This is a genomic window from Prauserella aidingensis, from assembly GCF_024171865.1.
In the GTDB taxonomy this organism is placed as follows: domain Bacteria; phylum Actinomycetota; class Actinomycetes; order Mycobacteriales; family Pseudonocardiaceae; genus Prauserella; species Prauserella aidingensis.
Genome location: NZ_JAMTCN010000012.1, coordinates 15,003 through 38,695, shown reverse-complemented (window position 1 = coordinate 38,695; position 23,693 = coordinate 15,003). Strand labels below are relative to the sequence as shown.

Annotated in this window: 22 protein-coding genes; 14 read left to right on the top strand and 8 right to left on the bottom strand. The window is 70.9% G+C overall.

Going from position 1 to position 23,693, the window contains the following annotated elements; all coding sequences use genetic code 11:
- Window positions 1–16: 16 nt before the first annotated feature.
- Both LY13_RS13940 and LY13_RS13935 read right to left on the bottom strand, forming a co-directional pair.
- Complete coding sequence (locus LY13_RS13940; protein ID WP_253828850.1) at window positions 17–727, bottom strand: alpha/beta hydrolase; 711 nt, start codon at window positions 725–727, stop codon at window positions 17–19.
- A gap of 17 nt (window positions 728–744) precedes the next feature.
- Window positions 745–1,311, bottom strand: a complete 567-nt coding sequence (locus tag LY13_RS13935) for a VOC family protein (RefSeq protein WP_253828849.1) — start codon at window positions 1,309–1,311, stop codon at window positions 745–747.
- Between the two features lie 362 nt (window positions 1,312–1,673).
- On the opposite strand from LY13_RS13935, the gene LY13_RS13930 reads away from it, so the two are divergent.
- From LY13_RS13930 to LY13_RS13915, 4 genes are all read left to right on the top strand, one after another.
- Window positions 1,674–2,483 (top strand): IclR family transcriptional regulator domain-containing protein, encoded by an 810-nt coding sequence (locus tag LY13_RS13930; RefSeq protein ID WP_253828848.1) that lies wholly within the window; start codon window positions 1,674–1,676, stop codon window positions 2,481–2,483.
- 88 nt (window positions 2,484–2,571) lie between these two features.
- Complete coding sequence (locus LY13_RS13925; RefSeq protein ID WP_253828847.1) at window positions 2,572–3,741, top strand: CaiB/BaiF CoA transferase family protein; 1,170 nt, start codon at window positions 2,572–2,574, stop codon at window positions 3,739–3,741.
- Window positions 3,738–4,550, top strand: a complete 813-nt coding sequence (locus LY13_RS13920; RefSeq protein WP_253828846.1) for a citryl-CoA lyase — start codon at window positions 3,738–3,740, stop codon at window positions 4,548–4,550. The genes LY13_RS13925 and LY13_RS13920 overlap by 4 nt, the downstream gene beginning before the upstream one ends.
- Window positions 4,551–4,752: 202 nt before the next feature.
- Entirely contained in the window at window positions 4,753–6,303 is a 1,551-nt protein-coding gene (locus LY13_RS13915) for an amidase (protein WP_253828845.1), read from the top strand.
- Between the two features lie 24 nt (window positions 6,304–6,327).
- Here LY13_RS13915 and LY13_RS13910 read toward each other — a convergent pair whose 3' ends face one another.
- From LY13_RS13910 to LY13_RS13890, 5 genes are read right to left on the bottom strand one after another with little or no spacing between them, the layout of a single operon-like run.
- Entirely contained in the window at window positions 6,328–7,134 is an 807-nt protein-coding gene (locus LY13_RS13910) for an SDR family NAD(P)-dependent oxidoreductase (protein ID WP_253828844.1), read from the bottom strand.
- The gene (locus LY13_RS13905; RefSeq protein WP_253828843.1) at window positions 7,131–8,132 is read right to left on the bottom strand and encodes a PCC domain-containing protein; all 1,002 of its coding nucleotides are present in this window, start codon (window positions 8,130–8,132) and stop codon (window positions 7,131–7,133) included. The genes LY13_RS13910 and LY13_RS13905 overlap by 4 nt, the downstream gene beginning before the upstream one ends.
- Window positions 8,129–9,682 (bottom strand): AMP-binding protein, encoded by a 1,554-nt coding sequence (locus tag LY13_RS13900; protein WP_253828842.1) that lies wholly within the window; start codon window positions 9,680–9,682, stop codon window positions 8,129–8,131. Before LY13_RS13900 ends, LY13_RS13905 begins: the two co-directional genes overlap by 4 nt.
- The gene (locus LY13_RS13895) at window positions 9,679–10,851 is read right to left on the bottom strand and encodes an acetyl-CoA acetyltransferase (protein ID WP_253828841.1); all 1,173 of its coding nucleotides are present in this window, start codon (window positions 10,849–10,851) and stop codon (window positions 9,679–9,681) included. Before LY13_RS13895 ends, LY13_RS13900 begins: the two co-directional genes overlap by 4 nt.
- Entirely contained in the window at window positions 10,848–11,762 is a 915-nt protein-coding gene (locus LY13_RS13890) for an IclR family transcriptional regulator (RefSeq protein WP_253828840.1), read from the bottom strand. Before LY13_RS13890 ends, LY13_RS13895 begins: the two co-directional genes overlap by 4 nt.
- A 140-nt stretch (window positions 11,763–11,902) precedes the next feature.
- On the opposite strand from LY13_RS13890, the gene LY13_RS13885 reads away from it, so the two are divergent.
- From LY13_RS13885 to LY13_RS13870, 4 genes are read left to right on the top strand one after another with little or no spacing between them, the layout of a single operon-like run.
- The gene (locus LY13_RS13885) at window positions 11,903–12,910 is read left to right on the top strand and encodes a DctP family TRAP transporter solute-binding subunit (RefSeq protein WP_253828839.1); all 1,008 of its coding nucleotides are present in this window, start codon (window positions 11,903–11,905) and stop codon (window positions 12,908–12,910) included.
- A gap of 3 nt (window positions 12,911–12,913) precedes the next feature.
- Window positions 12,914–13,426, top strand: a complete 513-nt coding sequence (locus LY13_RS13880; protein ID WP_253828838.1) for a TRAP transporter small permease — start codon at window positions 12,914–12,916, stop codon at window positions 13,424–13,426.
- Window positions 13,423–14,871: a TRAP transporter large permease gene (locus tag LY13_RS13875; RefSeq protein WP_253828837.1), complete on the top strand. Its 1,449-nt coding sequence runs from the start codon at window positions 13,423–13,425 to the stop codon at window positions 14,869–14,871. The genes LY13_RS13880 and LY13_RS13875 overlap by 4 nt, the downstream gene beginning before the upstream one ends.
- A 15-nt stretch (window positions 14,872–14,886) precedes the next feature.
- Window positions 14,887–15,651, top strand: a complete 765-nt coding sequence (locus LY13_RS13870) for an SDR family NAD(P)-dependent oxidoreductase (RefSeq protein WP_253828836.1) — start codon at window positions 14,887–14,889, stop codon at window positions 15,649–15,651.
- Window positions 15,652–15,681: 30 nt separating this feature from the next.
- On the opposite strand, the gene LY13_RS13865 is transcribed toward LY13_RS13870, so the two are convergent.
- Entirely contained in the window at window positions 15,682–16,473 is a 792-nt protein-coding gene (locus LY13_RS13865; protein WP_253828835.1) for an IclR family transcriptional regulator, read from the bottom strand.
- A 150-nt stretch (window positions 16,474–16,623) separates the two neighbouring features.
- On the opposite strand from LY13_RS13865, the gene LY13_RS13860 reads away from it, so the two are divergent.
- The 6 genes from LY13_RS13860 (at window position 16,624) to LY13_RS13835 (ending at window position 23,626) form a co-directional block, all read left to right on the top strand.
- A complete protein-coding gene (locus LY13_RS13860) occupies window positions 16,624–18,099 on the top strand; it encodes a mannitol dehydrogenase family protein (protein ID WP_253828834.1) in 1,476 nt (491 codons plus the stop codon).
- A 103-nt stretch (window positions 18,100–18,202) separates the two neighbouring features.
- Window positions 18,203–19,207: an L-idonate 5-dehydrogenase gene (locus LY13_RS13855; RefSeq protein WP_253828833.1), complete on the top strand. Its 1,005-nt coding sequence runs from the start codon at window positions 18,203–18,205 to the stop codon at window positions 19,205–19,207.
- A 49-nt stretch (window positions 19,208–19,256) separates the two neighbouring features.
- On the top strand, window positions 19,257–20,657 hold the full coding sequence (locus LY13_RS13850; RefSeq protein WP_253828832.1) for an MFS transporter: 1,401 nt from the start codon (window positions 19,257–19,259) through the stop codon (window positions 20,655–20,657).
- Between the two features lie 85 nt (window positions 20,658–20,742).
- Complete coding sequence (gene manD, locus LY13_RS13845) at window positions 20,743–21,987, top strand: D-mannonate dehydratase ManD (protein ID WP_253828831.1); 1,245 nt, start codon at window positions 20,743–20,745, stop codon at window positions 21,985–21,987.
- A 20-nt stretch (window positions 21,988–22,007) separates the two neighbouring features.
- Window positions 22,008–22,655: a bifunctional 4-hydroxy-2-oxoglutarate aldolase/2-dehydro-3-deoxy-phosphogluconate aldolase gene (locus LY13_RS13840; RefSeq protein WP_253828830.1), complete on the top strand. Its 648-nt coding sequence runs from the start codon at window positions 22,008–22,010 to the stop codon at window positions 22,653–22,655.
- Window positions 22,652–23,626 carry a sugar kinase gene (locus LY13_RS13835; protein ID WP_253828829.1) on the top strand — a complete coding sequence of 325 codons (975 nt, stop codon included), beginning with the start codon at window positions 22,652–22,654 and terminating at the stop codon, window positions 23,624–23,626. Before LY13_RS13840 ends, LY13_RS13835 begins: the two co-directional genes overlap by 4 nt.
- Window positions 23,627–23,693 lie beyond the last annotated feature (67 nt).

Below are 23,693 nucleotides of genomic sequence, written 5' to 3'. Positions count from 1 at the left end.
CGACACTGGGAAGATGTCACGTCGTAGCGGCCCGCGTCCTGCGTTCCTGGGCGGTCAGCAGGGTGGCGAGCTCGTCGGGAACGGCGAGGAACGGGGAATGGCCGCAGTCGAGCTCGTACTGTTCGCCGGCCCTGGCTGCGCGCTCCCGCTGCCGGTCGACGCGGACTACCCGGTCCCGGCGGCACACGACGTAGGCCGTCGGGGTGGTGATCCAGGCCGGTTCGGCGAGCGGTTCGGCGGGGACCGCGCTCCGCATCGGGCGGAGCCGGGACACGGCGTCCGTGGCGACCTCGTCCGGGCAATCGTGGTAGAAGGCGTCGCGGGCGGCGGGCGTGGGGTGGACCCAGCCGTCGTCGCCGACCGTGACGGCCTCGCGCATTCCCTCGCCGTGCCAGCTCGGAGTGAGCGCGGTCTGCGACTCGCCGGGCAGGGGCAGTCGTGCTGCGACGAAGACGAGCCGCGACGCTCCGTGCGCCGCGTCGGCGACGACGACGCCGCTGTAGCTGTGGGCGACGACGACGAGCGGTCCGCTGCGGCGCAGCCGGTCGACGGCCGAGCGGACCGCCGCCACGTCGTCGGCGTACGAGGTCAGCGGCAACTCCAGCGCCTCACCCCGCACTCCGCGGGAGGCGAGGCCGTCGGAGACCCGGCGCCAGCACCATGCGCCGTGGTGGGCACCGTGTACCAGCAGGACGGCTCCGGGCGGGTGCGGGGTGGTGGCAGGCACTGTGACGGCGGAGCGGGTCAGCGCACGTCGTTGTTCGGGGTGTGGTCACCGCTCAGCCACCGCTTCAGGTCCTCGTGCGCGGTGCGGAGCCGGATGCTGTTCAGTTCGTCCATATTGGCCGAGTCGACGGTGAACTCGAGCAGCAGTCCGTTGGGGTCGCGGGTGTAGAGGGACCGGCAGTAGCCGTGGTCGAGCACGTACGTCTCGTCCGGGTTCCACCCTTCGGCCGAGAGCCGGGTCTCGATGGCCTGCTGGACACCTTCGGACACCTTCAGCGCGATGTGGACGAACGGCGACTTCGGCATCTTCGGGCCGAATTCCTTCTGGTCCTCGGGGTCGGCGAACTGGAAGAACGCCAGCGCGCTGTCGTCGCCGAGTCCGTAGAAGGTGTGGCAGTAGGTGCGCTCCTTACCGAAGAGGTCCTCGACCTCGGTCCACGTGGCGATCAGGGGCAGGCCGATCAGGTCCTCGTAGAAGGCTCGCGTGGCTTCCTGGTCGTCGGTCACGAACGCGTTGTGATGCAGGCGCGCCGGCAGCGAGTGGTGGTCGGGCTTGCCGGTGCGCTCGGAAACGGCCGGGGTCATGGTGACGGCTCCTTTGTCGCACTTCGTCGGACGAGTGTCCGCTCAACGGACACTAGGTCACTTTTGCTCCCGGGTGCGGCATTGTCAAGGCTTGGGCTGCACAGTCCGGGGCCCGCGGAGTGGGATCGTCAATCGTTCCCGTGATCAGCACGAATGCGCCTCGGCGTGGCAGCGGTGCCGGGGTGCTCGAGGTCGCAGCTGTCCGCTGTACGGTCGACTGACGGGAAATCCCTTGCCCGGTTTCGCGGTGGGACCGAGAAGTCGCAGTTCAGATCCGATTCGTCACCGCTACCTGCATGTCCGAACAGCGGACGAGTGGCTGCTACCGTGCGCCGGAACGAGAATCGGTCGAGGAGGTCGAGGTGGCGCGAGAAGGTACCGGTCCGGAGTTCATCGAAGCGCTGGCGCGCGGACTGGAGGTCATCGCCGCGTTCGAACCCGCGCGGCCGGAGATGTCCCTGACCGATGTCGCCTCGGCGACGGGACTGTCCCGGCCCACGGTGCGGCGGATCCTGCTGACGTTGCAGGAGCTGGGGTATGCGCGGCCGACCGACGGCAGGTTCGTGCTGACGCCCCGGGTGCTCGACCTCGGCATGGCGTACGTGTCGTCGATGGGCCTGTGGGAGGTCGCCCGGCCGCACATGCAGGAGCTCGTCGCGAAGGTCGACGAGTCGGTGTCGATCGCGCAGCTGGACGGCTCCGACATCGTGTACGTCGCGCGGGTCGCCATACCGAAGATCGTGGCGCTGCGGGTGGAACTGGGGACGCGGTTCCCGGCGCTGGCGACGTCGCTGGGCAAGGTGCTGCTCGCCGCGTTGCCCGCGGAGGAACTCGACCGCACGCTGGCCGAGCCCACGCGCTCCGGTCTCGTGCCGCGGTGGCAGCCCGGCGCCGAGGAGCGCGACGCCGTGCTGCGCGAGGTGCGGGCGCGCGGCTGGGCCGTCACCGACCAGGACCTGGCGCTGGGGATCCGGTCGGTCGCCGTGCCGCTGCGCGACGGCGAGGGGCGCGTGATCGCCGCCCTGAACGTCAACAGTCACGCGGCGGAGACCTCGATGGAGACGATCACGGAGGAGTACCTGCCCCTGTTGCTGCACACGGCAGGGGCGATCAGCGCCTATTTCGCCAGGGTGTCGGCACTGCCGCGGGTGGACGGTTCCGCTGCGGGCTGAACCCGCCTGCCTTCTTGACGCGCCCACCGAGTTCCCCCAGACTCCGAATACGGACAACCGTCCGTGGAGCGGACAACGGAGGCGATCTGTGGGAGCACCAACGGGAGCCGGTCAGGGTGGCGGTCCGCTGTCGGGCCTGCTCGTGGCGGATTTTTCACGCATCCTCGCGGGGCCGTACGCCACGATGCTGCTCGCGGACCTCGGGGCCGAGGTGATCAAGGTCGAGGGGCCGCAGGGTGACGACACGCGCAGCTGGACACCCCCGGTGCGGGACGGTGTGTCGACGTACTATCTCGGCGTGAACCGCGGCAAACGGTCGATCTCGCTCGACCTGCACGACGACCGCGACGCCCGTCTCGCCCGCGAACTGGCCGACCGGGCCGACGTGCTGATCGAGAACTTCAAACCCGGCGGGCTGGCCAAGTACGGGCTGGACTACGACACCGTCCGCGCCTCGAACGAGGGCATCATCTACACCTCGATCAGTGGTTTCGGCTCCGGCCCCGGCAAGGACGTGCCCGGCTACGACCTGATGGTTCAGGCGATCTCCGGTCTGATGAGCCTGACCGGAGATCCCGAGGGGCCGCCGTATCGCGCGGGGATCTCCGTCTTCGACGTGATGGCGGGAAACCACGCCGCGATCGGCATCCTGGCCGCCCTGCGGCACCGCGACGCGGGCGGCGGGGGGCAGCACGTCGAGGTCAATCTGCTGTCCTCGGCGTTGACGGGCCTGGTCAACCATTCGTCGGCGTACGTGGCGGGTGACACCGTGCCGTACCGCATGGGTAACGCGCATCCGAGCGTGTTCCCGTACGAGCCGCTGCCGACCGCGGACAACGACCTCATCATCACCGCGGCCAACGACAACCAGTTCCGGATCCTGTGCAAGGTCCTCGACATTCCCGAGGTGGCCGAGGATCCCCGGTTCGCCCGCAACGCCGACAGGACGAAGAACCGCGAGGAGCTGCGGCCGCTCCTGGTCGCCCAGCTGAAACAACGCCCCGCCCTGGAGTGGTTCGACCTCCTCGTGGAGGCCGGCGTGCCGAGCGGGCCGATCAACACGATCGACGGCGGGTTCGCGATGGCCGACCGGTTCGGGCTCGACCCGGTCGTGCACGTGGGCTCCGGGGACAAGGCGGTGCCGTCGACACGCAACCCGATCCGGTTCTCGGACACCCCCGCGACCTACGAGCTGCCACCGCCGGAACTGGACGAGCACGGTGACGACCTGCGCAGGTGGCTGGAGGAGCCGGCATGACCGAATCCGCTGCGGTGAACGGGTATCCGACCGCACTGGGCGCGTCCTCGCGCGAGTCGATCACGCTGCTCGGCGAGGACCTCGCCGCGGACGTGATGGGCACCGTGGGTTTCGGCGAGCTGGCGTTCCGGCTCGCCACGCAGCGTCGCCCGGAACCCGGTGAGACGAGACTGTTCGAGGCGGTGCTGGCCGCGCTCGCCGACCACGGCTTCACTCCGACGGCCATGGTGACGCGGTTGACGTATCTGTCGGCGCCGGACTCGGTCCAGGGCGCCCTGGCCGCCGGGTTGCTCGGCGGGGGATCGCGGTTTCTCGGCGTCACCGAGGATTGTGGACGGTTCCTGAACGACGTGCTCCGCGACGCCGAGCGGCCCGTCGACGACGAGGGCTGGGACGCGCTCGCCCTGACGACCGTGCGTGCCCGGCGCGAGTCCGGAGAGCTGGTGCCCGGTCTCGGTCACCACGTGCACAAGGACGGGGACCCGCGCACGCCCCGGTTGTTCGAGATCGCGCGCGAGGAGGGACTGTTCGGGCCTCATCTGCGGCTGTTCGAGGCGATCGGGCGGATGCATCCGCAGGTGCTCGGTAAGACGCTGCCGCTCAACGGCGCCGGTGTCTGCGGGGCGGCCCTCGCCGACCTCGACCTGCCGTTGCCGCTGTTGCGCGGGTTCGCGCTGCTGGCCCGCACCGCGGGCCTGGTCGGTCAGCTCGCCGAGGAACTGCGCCGCCCCGTCGCCGACGACATCTTCCGCTCCGTCGACCTCAACAACGTGCCGGTGGATCCCGAGCCGTACCACGGGGACCGGTGATCGTGCACCACGTCCAGGCAACCGTGGCGGCGAGACGGCGGCCACGTCCTGCCGCTCCGGCGTCCGTGACGTGGCTTTACTCCGGGTCCGGCGCCGCTTAGGGTCGGGCACGCGTTCGCGCATCCCGACCGGCCGGTTCGGCCTCCGTCCGCGATCCGCTCCGTACCGGGGCGGCCGCCGCGGCGAAAGGAAGGTGTTGTCGATGCCCTCGCCGTCTCCGTCCCCGTTGCCGCCGCCCGACCGGTCCCGGTTGGCAGCACTGAGCGAGCACTTCCGGTTCGGCCTGTCGCAGGCCCACCTCGACGAGTTCGGCCCGGCGGTGGCCGGCACCCTCGAGCATTCGGAGGCCGTCGAGGAGTTGTACCGGCGCAGCGCGCCCGAGCCGAAACAGCGGTCGTGGTCGTATCCCGGCGACGACAACCCGTGGGGCGCCTGGCACGTGACGACGTCCGTGCGGGAATCGGAGCAGGGGCCGCTCGCCGGGCGGACGGTGGCGATCAAGGACAACGTCGCCGTGTCCGGTGTGCCGATGATGAACGGTTCGCGCACCGTCGAAGGGTTCGTCCCGGCTCGTGATGCGACCGCGGTGACGCGGCTGCTCGGCGCGGGCGCGACGATCGCGGGCAAGTCGGTGTGCGAGGACCTGTGTTTCTCCGGCGGCAGTTTCACGTCGCAACCGGGTCCGGTGCGCAACCCGTGGGACGGAAGCCGCAACGCGGGCGGGTCGTCCAGCGGGAGCGCGGCGCTCGTCGCGAGCGGCGAGGTGGATCTCGCGCTGGGCGGCGACCAGGGCGGTTCGGTGCGGATGCCGAGTGCGTTCTGCGGCATCGTGGGGCACAAACCCACCCACGGTCTCGTGCCGTACACCGGTGCGTTCCCGATCGAGCGGACGATCGACCACCTCGGACCGATGACCCGGACGGTCGACGACGCCGCGCGCATGTTGGCCATCCTGGCCGGAGTGGACGGAGCCGACCCCCGGCAGCCGACGGAGATCTCCGGTGTGGACTACGTGTCGGCGCTCGGCGAGTCCGCGTCGGGCATGCGCGTGGGGGTCGTGTCGCAGGGCTTCGGCACGCCGGTGTCCGATCCCGGGGTCGACCGGGCCGTGCGGAACGGCGTGGAGGTGCTGCGTTCGGCGGGACTGTCCGCCGACGACGTGTCGATCCCGTGGCACACCGACGTGATGCACGTCTGGAACGTCATCGCCACCGAAGGTGCGGCGTACCAGATGCTCGACGGTAACGCGTTCGGCATGAACGTGGAGGACTTCTACGACCCCGAGCTGATCGCCCACTACGGCCGCGGCAGGCTGGAGCGCGGCGCCGAGCTGTCGAAGACGGTCAAACTCGTCGGCCTGTCGGGGCGTTACACGTTCGAGGAGGGCGGCGGCCGGTACTACGCGATGGCGCGCCACCTGGCGCGGGAGGCACGGGCGGCCTACGACGCCGCGCTGACGCGGTTCGACGTGCTGGTCATGCCGACCGTTCCCTATCCCGCGCGCACCCTGCCCGCCGCCGACGTCCCGCTCGGCGAGTACCTCGACACGGCGCTGTCGATGGTCGGAAACACCGCGCCGTTCAACACCACCGGTCACCCGGCGTGCAGCGTGCCCACCGAGCAGGTCGGCGGATTGCCCGCCGGGATGATGATCGTGGGGAGGCACTTCGAGGACGCCACCGTGTTGCGTGTGGCCCGCGCCTTCGAACAGGCCGTCGGCGGCTTCCCCGCCCCACCGGCGGGTCAGGGGTAGTCACGGGGCAGGGTCGGTCGCGGCTCAGCCGGGCGCGCAGGTCATCGCCAGGCCACCGTCGACGGGCAGGCACACCCCGTTGACGTAGGCGGCCTCGTCGGAGGCGAGGAACAGGCTCGCGTTGGCGACGTCCCACGGGGTGCCCATGCGTCCCGTGGGGCTCGCCGCGTCCCGGGCCGCCATGAGCTCGTCGAGCGATCCCGCCTGCGACGCCAACTGCTGGCGAACCAGGGGCGTCTCGATGAATCCCGGCGCGACCGAGTTGGCACGGATGCCGCGGTCGGCATACGTCAACGCCAGCGACACGGTCGCCTGGTTCACCGCGGCCTTCGCCGACATGTACGCCGGGTACTCGTAGCCGACGTGCCGCAGCGCCGCGAGCGACGAGACGTTGACGATCGCCCCGCCGCCACGCTCCAGCATCGCTGGTAGCACGTGTTTGCACGCCAGGAACACACCGTCCACATTGAGCGCGAATGCGCGGCGCCACTGCTCCAGACTCAACTCCATCGGGCCGCCCAGAACCGTGACACCGACGTTGTTGTGCAGGACGTCGGCGGGGCCGAACGTGTCAGCGGCGCGCGCGACGGCGTCGGCGACCTGATCCCCGTCGGTCACGTCGGCGGTGATCGCCGTCGCCTCGCCGCCCTCGGCGAGGATCGCCTCGACGGTCCGCTGCGCCGCCTCCCGGCTGACGTCGACCACGGCGACCGACGCTCCGTGCCGTGCGTAGGTCACGGCCGCGGCCTGGCCGTTGGTCGCGCCGTCGGTACCACCGCCTCCGCCGAACACGAGTGCCGTCCGTCCTGCGAGTCTCGGGGCGGTGGTCATGCCTGCGCCTCCTCGGTGGTGTGGGCGCCGCCGCGATCCGCCAGGGCGGCGTCGGCGCGTTCGACGTACAGCTCGAAGGTCACCGCGACCGGATTCTGCCCCGGCAGCACTCGTCCCGAATGGACGTCGCCGTTGCGGTCCACCAACGTCGCGGTGAGGATGGCGTCACCGGCCCGGACGGTGCCGGTCAGCGACGTGAACTCGGTAGCGGGCCAGTCCGCTTCCGTGATCCGCCCGGGACCGGTACGCAGGCGGGCACCGACCGCGCTGCCGAGGCTCGCGCGGACCACCGCCGAGTCGAATCCGGCACGCGCCGCAACGGTCCTCACCGCGTCGTGCAGGTCCTCGCCGGGCAGAATGCGCGCGGCGACGGCCTGCGTCGTGGCCGGTTCGGCCTGCGCGTGCGGGGCGAACGTGTGCGGAGTGAGCGCGTGCGGGGTGAACGCAGGCATCGACGTCTCCGGGCACGTGTCGCTGACGTACGCCGCGTCGTGGAGCAACCGCACCGTCGCCTCGATCGCCGCGTCGCCGACCGTCGTCTCCGGCAACAGGTGACCGCCGCGGACCCGGCCGTGCTCGTCCAGCCACGTGGCGTGGAGATGGGCGAACGCGCGGTCCTCGCGGGTGCCGACCGTCGCGGAACCGCCGAGCACGAAGCACGGCCCCGCGGGTTCGATCGTGTCGCTGTAGAACGCGGGCCGTTCCGCGCCGACGGCCGGGTGGACGTAGCGCAGCGTGCCGAACGACCCGTGTGCCAGCTCGGCACACGCCGCGCGGCACCCCGCGGCCTCGGTGATCCGCCACAGCTCGCCGACGACGTTCGCCCCGGGCGGCAGTTCGGCCCGCACCACCGTCACCCCCGTCGGGACCGCCGCGATGCGTTCCGGCGTGCGGGGTCCGGGGTGCTGCAGTGGAACCCCGGCCCGCCGCGCGGTCAACTGCTCGGCCGTTAACTGCTCGGCTGTCGAGTGCTGTGCCGCGGAGTGCTGTGCCGTCACGACGCCGCCAATCGTTGCTTGATCGTCCGTTTGACGACCTTGCCGTAGCCCGACTTCGGGATCTCGTCCCACCACACGAAGCGCTTCGGGATCTTGTACCGCGCGAGCGCATCGCCGAGCCACGACCGGAGCTCGTCCTCGTCGGCGCCGTGACCGCCGGAGGCGACACACACCGCGACGCCGACCTCGCCCCACTTCGGATCCGGCATCCCCACGACGGCGACCTCGGCCACCGCCGGATGGTGCAGCAGCCGTTCCTCGATCTCCCGTGGATACACATTGGACCCACCGGAGATGAACATGTCGGACGCCCTGCCCGTGACGTACACGTAGCCGTCGGCGTCGACCATGCCCAGGTCTCCGGTGCGGAACCAGCCGTCGCGGAACGACTCCGCGTCGGCCTCGTCGTTGCGCAGGTATCCCGGGAACACCGCGGGACCCGCCACGCAGATCTCGCCCTGGCCGCCGGTGGGCAGTTCGGTGCCGTCGGAATCCTGGATGCTGACCTGCATCCCGGTGCGCGGATAGCCGCAGGTGCCGTACTCCACGCCCTCGGGCGAGGGCCGGTCGTGCTCACCGGGAGGCAGCACGGTGATGTTGCCGGTGACCTCGCCCAGGCCGTAGTACTGGACGAGCACGTCGCCGAGCACCTCGCGGGCGCGCCGCTGGTCCGCCCGGTACATCGGCGCGCCCGCATAGATGACGTAGCGCAGCGAACCGAGGTCGTGGCGCGACGCCTCGGGTGCCTGGGTCAACGTCGTGAGGATGGTCGGCACGGTGAACGCGTTGGTGACCCGCTCGGCCTCGACGAGACTCCAGATCTCCGCGGGATCCAGCCGGGTGGACGTGGGCAGTACCGTCTTCGCTCCCCGCGCCACCTGCGGCAGCAGGTGCACGCCGGCACCGTGCGACAGCGGTGCCACGACGATCTGCGCGTCCTCGGCACCCAGGCCGGGCATCAGGTCGCAGAGATGGTTGTTGACGACGAATCCGAGCTGGTCGTGGGTCAGCACGACCGCCTTCGGCCTGCCGCTGGTGCCGGAGGTGAAGAAGTACCACGCGTGATCGCCGTTCCACACCGGTTCGTCCGGTTCGCGCTCGTCCTGGTCGGGTAGGCCGGCCACGGCGCCGTCGGCGTCGGCCGCGGCGCCGATCCACAGCGTGCCCCCGGTCAGGTCCGCGGCCTCGGCGACGGCAGTCGCGTGGCCGGCGTAGTCCACATGGCAGATCAGCGCGCTCGGCGTCGTCAGTTCGGCGAGCCCGGCGACCTCGGCGGGGGTCAGGCGGAAGTTGGCCGGGGCGAACACGGCGCCCGCACGCCACACGCCGAACATCACCGCGACGAACTCGAGGTGGTTGGGGGAGTGCACCAGCACGGCGTCCCCACGGCCGATGCCTCGGCGGCGGAGCTCGGCGGCGACCGCGGACGCGCGCGCGTCCACGTCCCGCCAGGCGAGGCGGGTGGAACCGGACACGACGGCCTCGCGGTCGGGCAGTCGGGTGGATGTGGCGGTCAGCAGGTGGGCCAGGTTCACGGCGCGCAGCGTCATCGCACCCGCTCCAGCACCGAGCAGTAGTTGGCGACCGCGACGCCGCCCATGTTGAACACCGCGGCGAGTTCGGCACCGGGGACCTGCATGTCGCCCGCCTCGCCCGTCAACTGCAACGCGGCCATGATGTGCTGCGACACCCCCGTCGCGCCGATGGGGTGCCCTTTCGACTTGAGCCCGCCCGACGGGTTGACCGGCAGCTCGCCGTCGCGTTCCGTGCGTCCGGAGTCGACGACGGTGGCACCCTTGCCCGGCTCGGCCAGACCGAACGCCTCGTACTGCACCAGCTCGGCGACGGTGAAGCAGTCGTGCGTCTCGATGAGGTCCAGATCGGACAGCGCGGCACCCGCCTCGTCCGTGGCTCCGGTGAACGCCGACCGGGCGCCCGCGAAGGCGAGCACGTCGTCCCGGCGACTCAGCGGCAGGTGGTCGTTGGCGTGGGCCCTGCCGCGCCAGCCCACGGCGCGGGGTGCGGTCGCCGCGACGTCCGCCGACGCCACGACGAGCGCGGCGGCGCCGTCGGAGACCAGCGAGCAGTCCGTGCGGCGGAGCGGATCGGCGACGAACGGGTTCCGGTCCGACACCTCGGCGCAGAACTCGAAGCCGAGGTCCTTGCGCAGGTGCGCGTACGGGTTGCCGACGCCGTTGCGGTGGTTCTTCGCGGCGATACGGGCGAGCGTGTCGCGGTGGTCGCCGTACCGCTCGAAGTAGTCACGGGCGATGCCGGCGAACACCCCGGCGAAGCTGCCTGCCTGCTCCTCCTCCTTGCGGTAGGAGGCGGTCAGCAGCGCGTCGTTCACGACCTCGGCCTCGGCGGCCGTCATCTTCTCCGCGCCGGCGACGAGCGCGATCCGGCCGCGGCCCGACTGCACGAAGTCGAGTGCCGTGAACAGGGCCGACGACCCGGTCGCGCAGGCGTTCTCGGTGTGCACCGCGGGCACGGTCGCCAGTTCGGGACGGCCCGCACCGACGAGGCCCGCCTCGAATCCCTGGCGGGAGAACCCGCCGTTGAACACGCCGACGAAGAGCCCGTCGACGTCTCCGGGCGCGACGCCCGCATGCTCGACGGCCGCGCCGGTGACGCCGGCCAGCAGCGCTTCGACGTCCGGTTCCGGCGCCTTGCCGAACCGGGAATGCGCCCAGCCGATGATCGCGGGGGTGGCTGTCATGGTCGTCCTCTCACGGGTCGGGACTCCTGGGAACGGGTGAGTGCGGCGTGGATCGATCGGGCCTCGGTGTGCAACAGCGCGGCGAGCTCGTCACGCCGTGGCGGGTCGAAGCGCTCGGCGATACCGGCGACGCTGAGGGCGGCGACCGGCCGGTCCGCGGCGTCGTGCACGGCGACGCCGAGTGCCCACGACCCGGCGATGACCCGGCCGTCGTTCAGTGCGTATCCGTCCTGACGCGACCGGTGCACGAGGTCGCGGAGCGTCTCGTCGTCGAATCCGGGGTAATGGCCCCGGGTCGTGGCCGTCGAGGCCAGTACGTCGTCGATGTCCTCATCGGACAGTGCGCTGAGGATCGCCAGGCTGCCCGCGCCGATGCCGAGCGGATGCCGGTCGCCGACGGCGAGTGCGTAGTTGCGGATCGGGCCGGGCCCCTCCTGCCTGCGCGTGCACACGCCGTAGCTGCCGTGGCGCACGGTCAGGAACGTCGTGTCGGTGGAGGTGTCGGCGACCCGGATGAGACTGTCGGTGCTCGCCTCTCCGAGGTCGTCGTCGCGGTGGCCCGCCAGTTCGCCGAGCACGCCCGCTTGCAGGCCGAGGCGGTAGCACGCCGTGTCGGGATCCTGTTCGACGTATCCCTCGGCGACGAGTGCGACGAGCACCCTGCGCACGCTCGCCTTGGGGCGTCCGCTGACACGCGTGAGTTCGGCGAGCGTGACCCCTTCCGGGCGGTCGCGTGCCAGCACGCCCACGAGGTTCAGCAGCACGAGAGCCCGCTGGATGCTCTGCGACCCGGACGGCCGGTCGGCCTCGTCGGCGGTGTGAGCGATGGTCCATGATGCGGACCTACGGGCCGCGCGTCCGTGGTCGGGAGGCGGCGCTGCGGGACGCTGCGCGTCGGCGTTGGCGCTCACACCAGCCATCATGGGTCGGCCGAACCGGTTTCGCAATGGTCCACATCGTGGACCACCGATCTCGAACGCACATTGACATCGCTGATCGGCTTCTCTCAATATCGGTGAGCCCCTCCGGGGCGGACGAGGAGAAACGGACAATGATGTCGAAGCGCCTTCGCGGCGCCGTCGCACTACTGGCCTGCCTGGTGCTCGGCGCATGCGGCTCGGTGACGGCCACGCCGAACGCACCGGTCTACACCTGGGACATGACCGTCACGGTCGGGGAGTCCTCCACCTGGTACAAAGCGGCGCAGCGGTTCGCCGAGACGCTGTCGCGCGAATCCGGCGGGCGGATGAAGCTCCGCGTGTTCACCGGCGAACAGTTGTCCGCGGGCGACCCTGCCGCAGGCGTCGAACAGCTGATGAACGGCGACAAGGACTTCTCCTACAACTCGACCATCATCTACGCGGGCATCGACCCGCGGTTCGGTGCGATCAACGCCCCGTTCCTGTACCGGGACTACGACGAGGCGGACCGTGCCCTGAACAGCGGCGCGGTCGAGGCCTACGAGAAGTTGTCCTCCGAATTCGGCGTGACGATGCTCGGTTTCGGTGAGAGCGGCTTCCGTCAGCTGACCAACAACGTCCGCCCGGTCGAGAAGCCCGCGGACCTGGCGGGGATCAAGGTCCGCATCCCCGGGATCGGGATGTTCACCGACATCTTCCGCGGGCTCGGCGCCAACCCGACGACGATGAACTTCTCCGAGGTGTTCACCTCGCTCCAACAGGGCACGATCGAGGGGCAGGAGAACCCGATGGACGTCATCTCGTCGGCGGGGCTCGCCGAGGTCCAGCGGCATCTGACGGTGTGGAACTACGTCTACGACCCCCTGATCCTCGGGATGAACCAGGACCTGTTCCGGTCGCTGAGCCCCGAGGACCGCGCGATCGTGGAACGGGCCGCGGCCGACGCGAACGCGTTCCAGATCGAGACGAATCGGGGACTCGAACAGCAGCAGATCGACGAGCAGTCGGCGCTGATGAACACGACCGAGCTCACCGACTCCCAGATCGCCCGTTTCCGCGCGGCGGTGCGGCCGCTGTACGACGCCTACGAATCCGTGTGGGGATCCGAGATGGTCCGCGCCGTGAGCCCGGAGCGCTGAGCGATGCAGAAGTCCACGCCGGAACGCGTGCTCACGACCGCGGAGAACGTGCTGGCCGCCGTTCCGTTCGCGATCGTCGCGGTGGTCGCGTTCGTCAACGTCATCAGCCGCTACTTCCTCAACGCCTCGCTGGCCTTCACCGCGGAGCTCACCGTGAACCTTGCGGTGTGGATGGTGATGATGGGCGCCGTGATCGGATTGCGGGAAGGCGCCCACCTGGGGTTCAGCGCACTCCACGAGAAGGCCACCGGCCTCGTGCGGCAGGCCATGACGGTGGTGATCACCATCGCGATCCTGACGTTCCTGGCCGTGTTGCTGTACTTCGGCGTCGACATGGTGGTCGGGCAGCTGGACAGCGGGAGGGCGACACCGTCGATCCGGGTGCCGCAATGGTTGTTCACCGCCGCCCTTCCGGTGGGTGCGCTGTTCGGTGCCTATCGCACCGTGCAGGCGGCCCGGGCCGGCTTCCGCAGGTCCACAGTGGATTCGCAGCCGAGTGAGGAGGCCGACCGGTGATCGGTGTCGTGCTGTTCGGCAGCTTCTTCGTGTTGCTGCTGCTGGGAGTTCCCGTCGCGTTCTCGCTCGGGGTGGCGGCCTGCGTCTCGCTGGTGGCCATGGGCGGTTTCGGGGAGCTGTCGATCGTGCCCAACGTGTTCACCGCCTCCGTGGCGTCGGAGACGTTGCTGGCGATCCCGTTCTTCATCCTCGCGGGCGTGATCATGGAGTACGCGGGCATCTCGCGCAGGCTCGTGGACTTCGCGCACGCCTGTGTGGGCGGACGCAAGCACGGGCTGGCGATCGTCGTCATCATCGCCGCGTTCTTCTTCTCCGCCATCTCGGGGTCGGGTCCCGCGACGGTGGCGGCCATCGGGTCGATCCTCATCCCGGCGCTGATCCGCCAGGGCTACGCGGCGCGGCACGCGACGTCCCTGCTCGCCAGTGCGGGTTCGATGGGCATCATCGTGCCGCCCAGTGTCGCCTTCATCATCTTCGCCGTGGTCGTCAGCGACTACGCGGGGGTGTCGATCGTGCGGCTGTTCGTCGCCGGCATCGTGCCCGGCATCCTGCTCGCGGCCGCACTCGTCGTGGCGAGCCTGCTGCTGCCGAGGACCCGGCCCGCGACGGTCACGGCCGGCGGTTCCGGCGGCTCCGGCGGCGACGCGGCCGAGGGGCGGACGGGCGGCGGGACCGCCGTGCTCGTCGGCGACGACGACGGCAACGAGGGTGGCAACGGCGAGCACGGCGACGGCGACGGCAAGCACGGCGACGGCAGCGACGGCGGCGAGCACGTCGGACCGCAGCGCTTCGCCGCGTCGTTCGGCAAGGCGATCCCGGGGCTACTCGTCCCGCTGATCATTCTCGGCGGCATCTACGGCGGCGTCGTCACGCCGACCGAATCGGCCGTGGTCGCGGCGGTCTACGCGTTGCTCGTCGGCCTGTTCGTGTACCGGGAGATCACGCCGCGGCAGCTGTACCGGATCCTCGTCACGGCGGCGGCGCAGTCGGCGGTCGTGATGCTGATCGTGGGCGCGGCCTCGGTGTTCGCCTACGTGGTGACGGTCAACGAGATCGCCGAGAACCTGTCCGACGCGTTGCTCGGGCTGACCGGCAACAGCGTGCTGATCGTGTTGCTGGCCATCGCGGTACTGCTGATCGTCGGCGCGTTCATCGACGCCGTGTCGGCGCTGTACCTGTTCGTCCCGATCATCGCGCCGGTACTGCTCGAAGCGGGCGTCGACGTGACGACCATCGGCGTGATGATGGTCGTGAACCTGGCGCTCGGGCTGGTCACCCCGCCCGTGGGCGTCAACCTGTTCGTGGCGGCCGGGATCGCCAAGGTGCCGCTGGCCGAGGTCGTGAAGGGTATCCGCCCGTTCTTCGCCGCAGGGTTGGTCGTGCTGCTGCTCGTCGCGTACGTGCCCGCGCTGTCGAACTGGCTCCCGGATCTGCTGGGCTTCTAGGGAAAGGGCGCGATCGTGAATCCGTTCGACCTCACCGGCCGGGTCGCCCTCGTCACCGGCGGCGCACGTGGGATCGGGCTGGCCGTGGCTCGCGGCCTGGCCGGGCAGGGCGCCCACGTGGTGGTGGTCGACCTCGCCGAGGCGGCGGCCGAGGTGACGGCCCTCGCTGCGGAGTTCCCGGAGCAGCGGGTGCGGTACCGCACGGTCGACGTGCGTGACGAGGACGCCGTGCGCGCGTCTGTGGACCGCACCGTCGAGGAGTTCGGGTCGCTCGACGTCCTGGTCAACAACGCGGGCACCGCGAGCCGCAGCGGGTTGGACACGCTCACAGCCGACGAGTGGTACCGCGACCTCGACACCAACCTGCGCGGAATGTTCCTGTACTGCCGCGCCGCCGAACCCCACATGGCGGCGCGGGGACACGGACGGATCGTCAACGTCAGCTCGATCTCCGGGATCATGGGAGGGCCGCGTTCGGGCGGTGACGGTGGCGGACGTTCCGGTCCCGCGTACGCGGCGTCGAAAGGCGGCGTGATCGCCCTGACCAAGTGGCTCGCCAAGGAACTCGGCGCCCACGGGATCACGTGCAACTCGGTCGCGCCGGGTCCGATCGCGACTTCACTGACCGCCGACGTCGCCTACGCGCTGGACGACCAGGTGATCAAGCGGATGGGAACGCCGGAGGAGGTCGCCGCGGCGGTGGGCTACCTGGCGGGACCGGGTGCGGGCTACGTGACGGGCCAGGTGCTGAAGGTGTGCGGCGGCGCGGCCATCGGCTGACCGCGGCCCACGGGCGCGCGGTGGCGGTCCTCAACCGGTGGCCGGGGCAAGTGTGTACTCCTCCGGCGCGAGGTCGGCGGCGAGCGCGCGGACGAGTGCGCCGACCTCGGCGAGTCGATCGGTGGTCATGCGGTCCGCGGGGCCGGTGACGCTGATCGCGACGTCCTGCCCGGTCGCGGACGTGAGTGCCACGCCGACGCACGCGATGCCGGGTTCGTTCTCCTCGTTCTCGACGGCCCACCCCAGGGCGCGCGCGGAGTCCACCGCAGCCCGGAACCGGTCCGCGAGCGTGGCGTGCCGTCCTTCGGGGTCGGCCTCCTCGACGTAGCTCGCCAGCAGCGAGTCGCTCGGGGGAGCGGTGGCGACGAGCGCGCGTCCCAGCGCGGTGCTCGCGATGTGCGCGCGCCTGCCGATGCGTGACCACACGCGCACGGAACGTTCGGGCTCGATCTTGTCGAGGTAGACGACGCGGCGCCCGTCGAGCATGCCCAGGTGGACGAGCTCCTCCGTGCGGCGGGACAGTTCGAGCAGCAGCGGCCGGAACAGCAGCGGCAGGTTCTCCTCCGCTCCGAAGGTCCGCACGATCCGCCGCAGTGCCTCGCCGAGGACGTAGTTGCGGTCGTCGCCGTCGCGCATGACGTACTCGCGGTGTGCGAGACCCCGGAGCAGGCGGTGGACCGATCCCTTGTTGATGCCGGTGCGGGCCGCGATTTCGCCCAGCGCCATGCCTTCCGGTCCGGCGTCGGCGACCGTCTCGAGCACGACGAGCGCGCGGTCGAGGCTCGTCACGGGCGGCGTTTCCGATGTGGGTTCGGTCTCCATGGCTCCATTGTCGCGGGGGCCGGTATTGCGTCGCGTTCAGTGCGAGTTTAGCTTATGGTCCGACATGCAAAACGACCGGTTCGCGATGTGAAACGCGACGAGGCGGGTCGGGAACGCACCGGACGCGAGTCGCGGAAGGACAAGGACGTCATGACACAGCCACTCGGGCGGAGCAGCGCGGTAGCGGGATCGCTCATCGGAGCGTCCGCACCGGACCGGACGGGCATCGTCCACCTCGGCCTGGGCAACTTCCACCGCGCACACGGCGCCGTCTACACCGCGCAGGCGATGGCCGCGGCCGGTGGCGACTGGGGCATTCGCGGGTTCGCGCACTCCTCGGACCGGGTCGTCGCGCCGATGCGCGCGCAGGACAACGTCTACTCGATCTTGCAGCTCACCGAGGGTGGCACGCGCGCAGGCCTCGTCGACGTCCACCGCGACACCGGAGTGGCGGCCCACGACCCGGAGGCCGTCGTTGCCGCGATCGCCGACCCCGCCCACCGGATCGTCTCGCTCACCGTGTCCGAGGTCGGCTACACGCGCGACCCGGCGACCGGCAGGCTGGCGCTCGACCACCCCGACGTCGCCGCGGACCTCGCAGGCGGGGCGACGCCGCGCACCGCGATGGGCATGATCGCGCGCGGTCTCGAACGGCGGGCGGTGTCCGGTGAGCCGCTGGCCGTGGTCTCGTGCGACAACCTGCAGTCCAACGGCGACGTCACGCGTGCCGTGATCGAGGAGTTCCTCGGCGCCGCGGGCGCGAGCGACGACGTACTGTCCTTCGTGTCCTCGTCGGTGTCGTTCCCGAACGGCATGGTCGACCGCATCGTGCCGAAGACGACCGACGAGCACTCGCGGCGCGTCGCGGACCTGCTGGGCGTCACCGACCGCTGTCCCGTGCCCGCCGAGGACTTCAGCATGTGGGTCCTCGAGGACGACTTCGCGGGCGGCCGTCCGGCGTGGGACCTGGCGGGCGTGACGTTCTCGACCGAGATCGAGGCGTACGAGATGGTGAAGCTGCGGCTCCTCAACGGATCGCACTCGCTCATCGCCTACCTCGGCATCCTCTGCGGCGCGCCCACGATCGACACGGCGTGGGGGCAGGACTTCGTCCGGGAGGCGGTGCTTGGCGGCATCGCCCACGACTACCTGCCGACCTTCACCCCGCCCACCGGATTCGACCCCGACGCGTACGTGTCCGAACTGGACGCCCGGTGGCGCAACCCGCTCATCGGCCATGCGACCACGCAGGTCGGCTCCGACGGTTCCGTCAAGCTGCTCCAGCGCATCCCCGACGCGGCGCTGTTCCACCTCCGGAAGGGCCGGATGCCCCACCACCTCGCCCTGTGCACCGCCGCGTGGCTCGCGTGCGTCGCCCCGCCCGCGGGCTTCACCCCGGACCCGCTCTCGGCACGGATCGCGGAACCGGCCCGCGAGCGGCTCGCCGCGGCCGTCGACGGTGCCGTGACGACCGGCGACCACGTGCACCGCGTCATGGCGGGCGGCTTCTTCCCCGAGGCGCTCGCCGAGCGGGACGACTTCACCGCCCGGGTCGTCGAGTTGCTGACCACCATCACCCGCGACGGCGTACGCGCCGCGGCCGCCGACGTGGCGGCCTCCCACTGATTCCGCCCGGACCACCGATCTCACCGGGACACCGATCCCGTCTCGACGTGACCGAGCCCGCCCGCCCCGCAGCCGCCCCGCCCGACCCAGGAGCTGATCACCGATGAAAGGCCTGTTCATCCACGGCGCCGAGGACATGCGCCTCGAGGACGTCGCCGCGCCCGAACCCGGTGACGGCGAGGTGCTGCTGCGCGTGCGGTACGTCGGTATCTGCGGTTCGGACCTGCACTACTACTTCCACGGCAAGAACGGCGAGAACCTCGTCCGCGAACCGTTCGCGCCGGGACACGAGTTCTCGGCGCTCGTCGAGGCCGATCCGAGCGGGGAGTGGGCACCGGGCACCCCGGTGACCGTGCATCCCGCCCGGTACGGCCACCCGGTCGCCGGGATCGAGGACCGGCCGCACCTGTGGCCCGGCGGTGATTACCTCGGTAGTGCCGCGGACTTCCCGCACCGGCAGGGTGCTGCCGCGGAGTACGTGCTCGTCGAGAAGTCCATGCTCCGCGGCCTGCCCGACGGGCTGTCGCTGCGGGACGCCGCGCTGGCCGAACCACTCGGTGTCGCGTTGCACGCCCTCACGATCGCAGGTGACGACCTGGCAGGCCGTGCCGTCGTGCTGGGGGCCGGACCGGTCGGTCTCCTCACCGTCGCGGCGCTCGTCGCACGCGGAGTCGAGCACGTCGCGGTCGGTGACGTGCAGGAATCCGCCCTCGACCGGGCCCGCTCACTCGGAGCCCGAGAGACCTTCCTCATCGGACGCGACGAGGTGCCGACGACCTCGTATCCCGTCGTGTTCGAGTGCTCGGGAGTGCCGGCGTCGCTCACCCAGGCGGTCGCGTCGGCGTCCCGGGGCGGCGTCGTGGTGCAGGTCGGCATGCTCGCCGACAGTGCGATCGGTGTGAACCTCGCGCCGCTGGTGTCCAAGGAACTGCACCTGCGCGGCACGTTCCGGTTCTCGACGGAGATCGACGACGCCGTCGAGCTCCTCGCCGCCCACCCCACCATCGCCGGGGTCGTCACGCACGTCCTGCCCGCCTCCGAGGCGGTCGCGGCGTTCGCCACGGCGCAGGACTCCGCCGCCTCCGGCAAGGTCCTCATCGAATTCTGACCCTTCCCCGCCCGTCACGTCCCCATTCGAAATCGCAGAAGGAACAACGATGTCCACTTCAGCACCGCCGCCCGACACGGGCACCGTCGCCGAGGGCCGCGCCGAACGCAGCACCGGCGATCTCACGCGTGCCGCCGTGTCCGGCTGGCTCGGCACCGCGCTCGAGTTCATGGACTTCCAGCTGTACTCGCTCGCAGCAGGTCTCGTGTTCGGCCAGCTCTTCTTCGTCGGCGACAGCGCCGCGCTCGCCGTCGTCGCCGCCATGGCGACGTACGCCGTCGGCTACGTCGCCCGCCCGGTGGGCGCCTGGTACTTCGGCAGGCTGGGCGACCGGGTGGGCCGCACGAAGGTCCTGTTCATCACGATCGCGCTCATGGGCGGTTCGACGACGCTCATCGGTGCGCTGCCCACGGTGCACGACATCGGCATCCTCGCGCCGATCCTGCTCGTGGTGCTGCGTCTCGGACAGGGTTTCGGTGCCGGTGCGGAGATCTCCGGTGCCGGCGTCATGCTCGCCGAGTACGCACCCCGCAGGCGGCGGGGAATCATCGCCTCGCTCGTCGCGCTCGGCACGAACTGCGGCACGCTCGGCGCCTCGGCGATCTGGGGCATCCTCGTCGCCGTCCTGTCCGAGGAGCAGCTGCTCGCGTGGGGCTGGCGCATCCCGTTCCTCGGCAGCGCCGTGATCCTGCTGCTGGCCGTGTGGATCCGGTTCCGGCTCAAGGAGAGCCCGGTGTTCGAGGAGAGCTCCCACGTGTCCGACGGCGTGGCGCTCACGGCCGACGAGGTCCGGGCGAAGGCGGAGCGGGAGAACGACACGCCGATGCTCGAGGCGCTCGAGCAGAAGAAGTGGCGCGCCATGGTGCCCGCGTTCCTGTTGCGGTTCGGGCAGGCGGGCAACTCCGGGATCCTGCAGACCTACATGGTCTCGTTCATCACCGTCACGCTCGCGATGTCGGCGTCGGTGGGCACGAGCGTCGTGATCGTCTCGTCGCTGTGCGCGTTCGTCACCGTACCCATCGTCGGGGCACTCGGTGACAAGTTCGGCCGCCGCCGCATGTACCAGGTGATGAGCGTGATCTCGCTCGCGCTCATCGTTCCGACGATGATGCTGATCGCCGGTGCCGACGTGCCGCAGGTCTTCGTCGGCTACATCGTCATGCACAACGTGTCGGTGATGGCACTGGCCTCGCTGGAGAACCTGACGCTGCCGGAGATCTTCGGTTCCCGGCACCGCTACGCCGCGACCGGCGTCATCCGGGAGATCGCCGCGATGATCGCCACCGGCATCGGTCCCGTCGTCGCGGCGGCGTGGGTCGCGGCGACCACCGGGTCGTGGATCCCGGTCGCCGTGCTGCTCGGGTTCTTCACGCTCTGCCCGCTCGTCGGCACGTTGCTGATGCCCGAGGTCGCAGGCCGCGACCTGCGGGACCCGCGGAACGCGGTCTGAGCCCGCGGTCCCCGGGTGCGCAGGCGCCCGGGGACCGCCTCCACCATCCACTGTCGACACCCAGCCCGGAAGGAAGCCCGCCCTCGTGAGCATCTCGACCGCCGACGTCATCGTCACCAGTCCGGGACGCAACTTCGTCACCCTCAAGATCGTCACGTCCGACGGCGTCGTCGGCTGGGGCGACGCGACGCTCAACGGGCGCGAACTGTCCGTGGCCTCGTACCTGCGGGACCACCTCGCGAGCACGCTCGTCGGCCGCGACGAGGACCGCATCGAGGACACCTGGCAGTACCTCTACCGCGGGGCGTACTGGCGGCGCGGCCCCGTCACGATGGCCGCGATCGCCGCCGTCGACATGGCGCTGTGGGACATCAAGGCCAAGAAGGCGGGCGTCCCGCTGTACCAACTGCTCGGCGGGGCGAGCCGGGACAAGCTCCGGGTGTACGCCCACGCCTCGGGCAACGACTACCCGGCGCTGGCGCGCGCGATCCGCGGCTACGTCGACGAGGGCTACACGGCGGTGCGGATCCAGACGGGCGTTCCCGGCCTCCAGCGGGTGTACGGGGTGTCCGACGCCGCGGAGCCGGGTGAGCGCTACGACTACGAACCCGCCCACCGCGCCGCCGACGGCAGCGCGGCGACCCGGCCCGAGGAGGAGGACTGGGACACGCCCGCCTACCTGCGGCACGTGCCCGCGATCTTCGAGAAGGTGCGTGAGGAGTTCGGCCCCGAACTGCGGCTCCTCCACGACGCTCATCACCGCATGTCGCCGATCGAGGCGGCGCGGCTGGCCAAGTCGCTCGAACCGTACGACCTGTTCTGGCTCGAGGACGCCACACCCGGCGAGGACCAGGAGGCGTTCCGCCTGGTCCGGCAGCACAGTACGACACCGCTGGCGACCGGCGAGGTCTTCAACTCGGTGCACGACTACCGGACGCTGATCACCGAGCGGCTCATCGACTACGTGCGGTCGGCGCCCACGCACACCGGCGGCGTCACCGGCATGAAGAAGCTGCTCGACTTCGCGGCGATCTACGGCATCCGCTCGGGCATCCACGGCCCGACCGACGTCTCGCCGATCGGCATGGCCGCCGCGCTGCACCTCGACCTGGCGATCCACAACTTCGGCATCCAGGAGTACATGCCGCACAGCGAGCTCACCCTCGAGGCGTTCCGCACCTCGTACACGTTCGACCGCGGCTTCCTGCACCCCGGTGAAACGCCGGGACTCGGCGTGGAGCTCGACGAACAGGTCGCGGCGCGCCACCCCTACACGGCCGCGTATCTTCCGGTGAACCGCCTGCTCGACGGCACCGTGCACGACTGGTGAGTCGGGAAAGGACACACGCGATGAGTGAACGTCGGGCACTGCCCCGGTGGACGGCCGAGTCGCGGCTCGTCGTCGTCCTCCGCGGTGAGCGTGCGAGCGACTACGTGCCGGTGATCGACACCCTCGTCGAAGCGGGGGTGCGGAGTGTCGAGCTCACGCTCACCACGCCGGGCACCCTCGACGCGCTGCCCGGGTTCGTCGAACGGTACGGCGACACGGCCGACGTCGGTGTCGGCACGGTCACCGGGACCGACGAGGTCGACGTCGCCGCCGACGGGGGAGCGCGCTATCTGGTCACCCCGGTCTCGGACCCGGCCGTCGTCGATCGGGCACTGGAACGGGACGTCGCCGTCGTGCCCGGCGGGCTCACCCCGACCGAACTGTGGTCCACGTGGCGCCGCGGGGTGCCCGCGGTGAAGCTGTTCCCCGCGGGACAGGTCGGCCCGGCGTACCTCAAGGACCTGCGCGGCCCGTTCCCGGACCTGGCGGTCGTACCGTCGGGTGGGGTGGACCTCGAGGCGGCGCACGCGTGGCTCGACGCGGGTGCCGCGGCCGTCAGCGTCGGTGGACCGTTGCTCGGCGACGCGCTCTCCGGCGGGGACCTCGCCGCGCTCTCCGCCCGGGCGCGGCGATTCGTCAACGTGTGTGCGGGGAGTGGGAACGCATGAGCGGCTCTCCGGTCCTCACGCTGGGCGAGACGATGGGCCTGATCACGGGCGGCAGGATCGGCTCGTTGGCCCACGTGTCGGAGGCGCACGTCGGAATCGGCGGCGCCGAGACGAACGTCGCGGTCGGTCTGAGCAGACTCGGCGTCCCGGTCACGTGGCTCGGTCGCGTCGGCGACGACTCGTTGGGCAGGCGGATCGTGCGCGAGGTGCGCGGCGAGGGCGTCGACGTGCGGGCCCACGTCGACCCCGACGAACCGACGGGGCTCATGCTCAAGGAACTCACGGGACAGGGCACCGCGCGGGTGTACTACTACCGCTCGGGCTCGGCCGGTTCCCGGCTGGCGCCTGCGGACGTGCCCGCCGGGCTGGTCGAGCGCGCGGGGTTGGTGCACCTGACCGGCATCACGCCGCTGTTGTCGGACTCGGCGCGGGAGACGTGCCGGTCGGTGGTGCGGCGTGCGCGGGACGCGGGCGTGCGCGTGAGCGTCGACGTGAACTACCGGTCGACGCTCGCACCGGCGGCGGTGGCGGCCGAGGTGCTCGGCGAACTGGTCGGGGAGGCCGATCTCGTCTTCGGTTCCCCCGAGGAACTCGCACACGTCGTGCCCGCGGGTGCCGTGGACGGCGACGGCACCGACGTCGGTGCCCTGGTGCGCGCACTCGACCCGGAGGCCGCGCGGGAGATCGTCGTCAAGCGCGGTGCCGACGGTGCGAGTGCCTACCGCGACGGAACCCTCGTCGACGCCCCGGGTCACCGCGTCGACGTGGTCGACACGGTCGGCGCGGGCGACGCGTTCGTGGCGGGGTACCTCAGCGGCGACAGCCACGGATGGAGCGTCGAGAAGAAGCTCGCCCGAGCCAACGCCTGCGGGGCGGTGATGTGCACGATGCCGGGTGACTGGGAGGCGGCGCCGACGCCCGCCGAGCTCGAGGCGTTCCTCGGCGCCGGAGGTGACCCGGTCCGGCGCTGAGCCCGCCACCGCCGACCCGCGTGGCGACGGACCCCTAGCGCGGAACGGTACCCCTTATTCGGGGCCG